General features: G+C 32.1%; 4 protein-coding genes and 1 pseudogene. All 5 read left to right on the forward strand.

The features are described 5' to 3' along the window. Window positions 1-925 (forward strand): RHS repeat-associated core domain-containing protein (locus HX004_RS17570; RefSeq protein ID WP_286444143.1); only part of this gene is annotated, 925 nt, incomplete at its 5' end. Beyond that, window positions 906-1,370, forward strand: coding sequence for a hypothetical protein (locus tag HX004_RS17575; RefSeq protein WP_286444144.1), 465 nt, complete (start codon window positions 906-908; stop codon window positions 1,368-1,370). The genes HX004_RS17570 and HX004_RS17575, both read left to right, overlap by 20 nt. A 701-nt stretch (window positions 1,371-2,071) precedes the next feature. After that, the gene (locus HX004_RS17580; RefSeq protein ID WP_286444147.1) at window positions 2,072-2,377 is read left to right on the forward strand and encodes a hypothetical protein; all 306 of its coding nucleotides are present in this window, start codon (window positions 2,072-2,074) and stop codon (window positions 2,375-2,377) included. Window positions 2,378-2,385: 8 nt separating this feature from the next. After that, window positions 2,386-2,667: a hypothetical protein gene (locus tag HX004_RS17585; RefSeq protein WP_286444150.1), complete on the forward strand. Its 282-nt coding sequence runs from the start codon at window positions 2,386-2,388 to the stop codon at window positions 2,665-2,667. A 24-nt stretch (window positions 2,668-2,691) separates the two neighbouring features. Continuing rightward, window positions 2,692-3,537 (forward strand): annotated as a pseudogene (locus tag HX004_RS17590) (RHS repeat-associated core domain-containing protein); the annotation flags it as partial. Window positions 3,538-4,239 lie beyond the last annotated feature (702 nt).

Here is a 4,239-nt window from a genome sequence, read left to right on the forward strand (position 1 = left end):
TTATCCCTTTGGATTGGCACATCAGGGGTATAATGAGAAGAATAATACGATAGCCCAAAACTATAAGTACCAATATAATGCAAAAGAATATCAAGAGGAGCTAGGACTGAACTTGTATGATTATGGAGCAAGGAACTACGATGCGGCTATTGGTCGATGGATGAATGTGGATCCGTTGGCGGAAGAGTTCCCCGCTTGGAATCCGTATCATTATGTACATAATAATCCTGTTAATTTGATTGATCCTACAGGGATGAGTGCGGTTGATGGAGATTATTTTAATAAACAAGGAAATTATTTAGGAAGTGATGGTATAGATGATAATAAAATTTATATCTCTGAAGGAAATACATCGAATTATTTAAATGCAGATAAGAATGAAGTTCAAGGAGGGCTTAGTAGTCTTTCAGCAATAAAAACATCGTTAACGATGACAAATTCTCCTAGTAATCATAAATTTTCACCTGATACAAGAGGAGGTTTGCATGAAGTGAGATTTGACATACAATTAAATGGTAAAGGAACTAGATTTACAGAAGGAGGAGTAGCTAGTGTTAATAAAGGTGTTATGGGAGGGGCTATAACCCCTTTTGATATGTTAGGTATAGATACAAGTAATGTAGATATTCAAGGACATTCACATCCTACAAGAACATTAGTTCAGGATGGAAATGCATATACTATTTTGGCAACTGAACCATCAAGTTCTGATTATGAGTCTTTTAAAAATTATAGTGTAAATATAATTTCAGGTAATTTAGAAAGAGGACTAGTGACGACAAATCCCAATGGTACAATTAATTTACCTCAAAATAAACAAGGAGGAGTGTTTTATAACTCTCAAGGACGAGAGATCATGAGAATAGATTCTAGAACAATTAATAATATATTATCCAATTATACTAATGGAGTACTTAAGAGATAAGGTGATGTTAAGTTTAGCATTTATAGTTTTATTTGGAACAACATGTTTGTCGCAAAATAATTATAATAGTAATATTGTATTATTGGTGGATGATACGATTGTTACTCAAAAGATAGATTTTGATTTCTATAAAAAAGATGAACTTTTTTATACTCATTCATATGCGTTGGGAAATCCTTTAATTGTTTCAAAAGATTTACTTAAAGGGGATGATGTTGTTTTAAAATTTAATTATTGGCAAGGAGTTGATAAATATGAATATGCTATTGATTTTAGTGTAGGTTGGATTGATAACACGTCATATACAATTATTAAAGTTTATAACTTAGATAAAGAAATGTATAGAGAGATTTTTTGTAAAGAAAAAGGGAACTATGTGATAGAAATTAAAAACTCTGTTTATGATATGCAAATAATAAAATGTAAAGAATTAAAGTGTAATTAGCTTATCTTTTGATTAGTATTTAGTGTAAACACTAAAGATACGTAATTTTAACACTTTGTTTTATACTTAAAATATAAGAACCCCGATCGCGCGGAGTGTGCTGTGAATGAACAAAAGTTAGAAACGTTGTTCAATGCTTTATATGAGATGATAGTAGCCAGATCGAGTGGATTTAACTTCAAGCAATTCAGCTAAAGCCTCGGGTGCAATCCGTGCGCATAAATAAAAAACGAAAAACCCGCTAATCTAAAGACTAGCGGGTTTGTTTTTTATAAAATAGCTTGTAATTTTTGTGGTTTTACTCTTTTTAATAAGTACCAAATAAGTAACAAAAGTACCATATAAGGTGCATGGTTAAATTTTAGTTAAAAAAAATAGAGAGTAGCTATATTTTTATTGAAGAAGTCTTTAAACTTCTTGTTGGTAAGCATTTTATCAATAATTTTAAAGATGGTCTGCTTATCATCTTCTTCTAATTGTTGGATCAGTTGAATTTGTTCCGCAGTGGTTTTATCTTCAATTACTACTCCTTTAGGCAGGATATTTTCATCGTAATTTAAAATTTCATCGGTAGATAAATTAAAGAGCTTGGAAAGCTTTTGCAGTTCCGCGACAGTTACATCACGTGATCCTTTTTCAATCTTATCCCGATCGCACGGATTTAACTTCGTTCAATTCGATTAAAGTCTCGGGTGTAATCTGTGCGTCTAAAGGATGCCTCTAACAATACCGATGGATTCAAACAGGGGAGTACCGCTGCCAAACACTATGATTACGATAGTTTTGGTAACCTAAAAGTAGACCGCAACAAGGGAATTACTTCGATGAAGTACAATCATTTGAATTTACCAACCGAAGTTGTTTTTGCAGCCGGAAAAATTACTTACCTTTATACAGCCACAGGAGAAAAAGTACAGAAGAAAGTCACCCAAGGCAGTAGCGTAGTGGTAACGGACTATGTAGATGGTTTTACTTCGTCTGTTCGCTTTGCTCGAGTCAATACGTAGATGGGGCATTGAGTTTCTTCCCGACCGCAGAAGGATATTTCAATGCAGAAACACAAAACTATGTGTATCAGTATCGCGATCACCTTGGTAATGTTCGCCTAAGTTACTCGGATGCGAATAAAAACGACAAGATCGACGTTGGTGAGATCATTGAAGAGACGAACTATTATCCCTTTGGATTGGCACATCAGGGGTATAATGAGAAGAATAATACGATAGCCCAAAACTATAAGTACCAATATATTATCGAGGAAAAAGCGATGAGCTTTGGACGAAGATACCGCACGTAGTGCAAGGATAATCAAGAGGAGCTAGGACTGAACTTGTATGATTACGGAGCAAGGAACTATGATGCTGCTATTGGTCGATGGATGAATGTGGACCCGTTAGCGGAACAGATGCCAAGTTGGAATCCGTATACTTATACTTTTAATAATCCAATTAGATTTACGGATCCTACAGGAATGATAGGTGAAGATTTTGTACAACGAAAAGACGGTTCTATTTATTGGGATAATAACGCTAATAATCAGGCATCCACTAAAGCAGAAGAAACTTATTTAGGGAAAAATTTATCATTCACTTTTAATAGTTTTATAGCAGATAATTATGATGGTCCTTTAGGGAGTTTTCCTGAAGGAGATAAATTAACAACAACAATTAATGTTTCTGCAACTGAAAATAGTGCTGGAGAATTAACGGGATTAAGTGCTACAAAAACTACGGAGATAGGAAAGACTTTTGGTAGATTTCAGGGAAGAGATTTTTATCCAGGAGAAGGTGGAAGTAATAATTATTTTACAAAATCAGGTTTGTCTATTAGTTACGAGCAACATGCAAGTGTTCCAAGTTTTGAAGAAAAAGGACTAAACTCTATGGGATACCAAGTTGTAGATGTTGCGCAGAAATTAAATATTAATTTTGATAAAGGAAGTGGGAATTTATCAGTGAGTGCTTATACTAATACTTTTCCATCAGCCACTTTAAAATTAAATAACACTAACACTATGTTGATGAATTATAAACAACCATCTTTTATAGGTACACATACCGCACCTATAAAGGGGTATTCTCCATCAGCAAGAGGAGAAGGTCGAACAGGAGGGCAACCAATACGAGATTTTTCTTATTATCCATCACGCTTTTATAAAAGAAATTAACCATGATAAAACCTACTTTTCTTAATGTTTGTATTAGTATACTTATAAGTTACATTATCTTTTTAGTCATTCCTATGATAATTAATGAAGATTATAGATTATTAGAATTTAGTAACATTCGAAGCGGTCAAGATTTATTTTATTATTTATGGATTGTTTTATTTTTTCCTATTGTAGATATAATACTATTCTCAGTTCCATTATTTTATAGTTTTAAAATAAAAAAGATATTTGTTTTTATACTAGTAATAATTGCTGTATATATATTTGAGTATCTTATTTTTACTTACTTTACTTCTCAAAAAATATATGATGAGGATGGTTTACAAAAAGTTATAATAGGATTAGTATTATTTTTTATCTTTTTTTACAAGAGTATATTTAACAAATTCAAATCAATTTTAGCCTAAAACAAAAGGGGCTGTCTCTAAATAAAAAAACGAAAACTCGTTAGTCGAAAGATTAGCGGGTTTTATTTTATAAAATAGCTTGTAATTTTTGAGGTTTTACTCTTTTTAATAAGTACCAAATAAGTAACAAAAGTACCATATAAGGTGCATGGTTAAATTTTAGTTAAAAAAAATAGAGAGTAGCTATATTTTTATTGAAGAAGTCTTTAAACTTCTTGTTGGTAAGCATTTTATCAATAATTTTAAAGATGGTCTGCTTATCATCTTCTTCTAATTGTTGGATCAGTTGAAT

The sequence above is a fragment of the Myroides sp. 1354 genome (genome assembly GCF_030324495.1).
Classification (GTDB): domain Bacteria; phylum Bacteroidota; class Bacteroidia; order Flavobacteriales; family Flavobacteriaceae; genus Flavobacterium.

What these genes read in the sequence shown, in the direction of transcription:
- HX004_RS17575 (WP_286444144.1), top strand. Translation starts at nt 906, where the DNA reads ATGGAGTACTTAAGAGATAAGGTGATGTTAAGTTTAGCATTTATAGTT.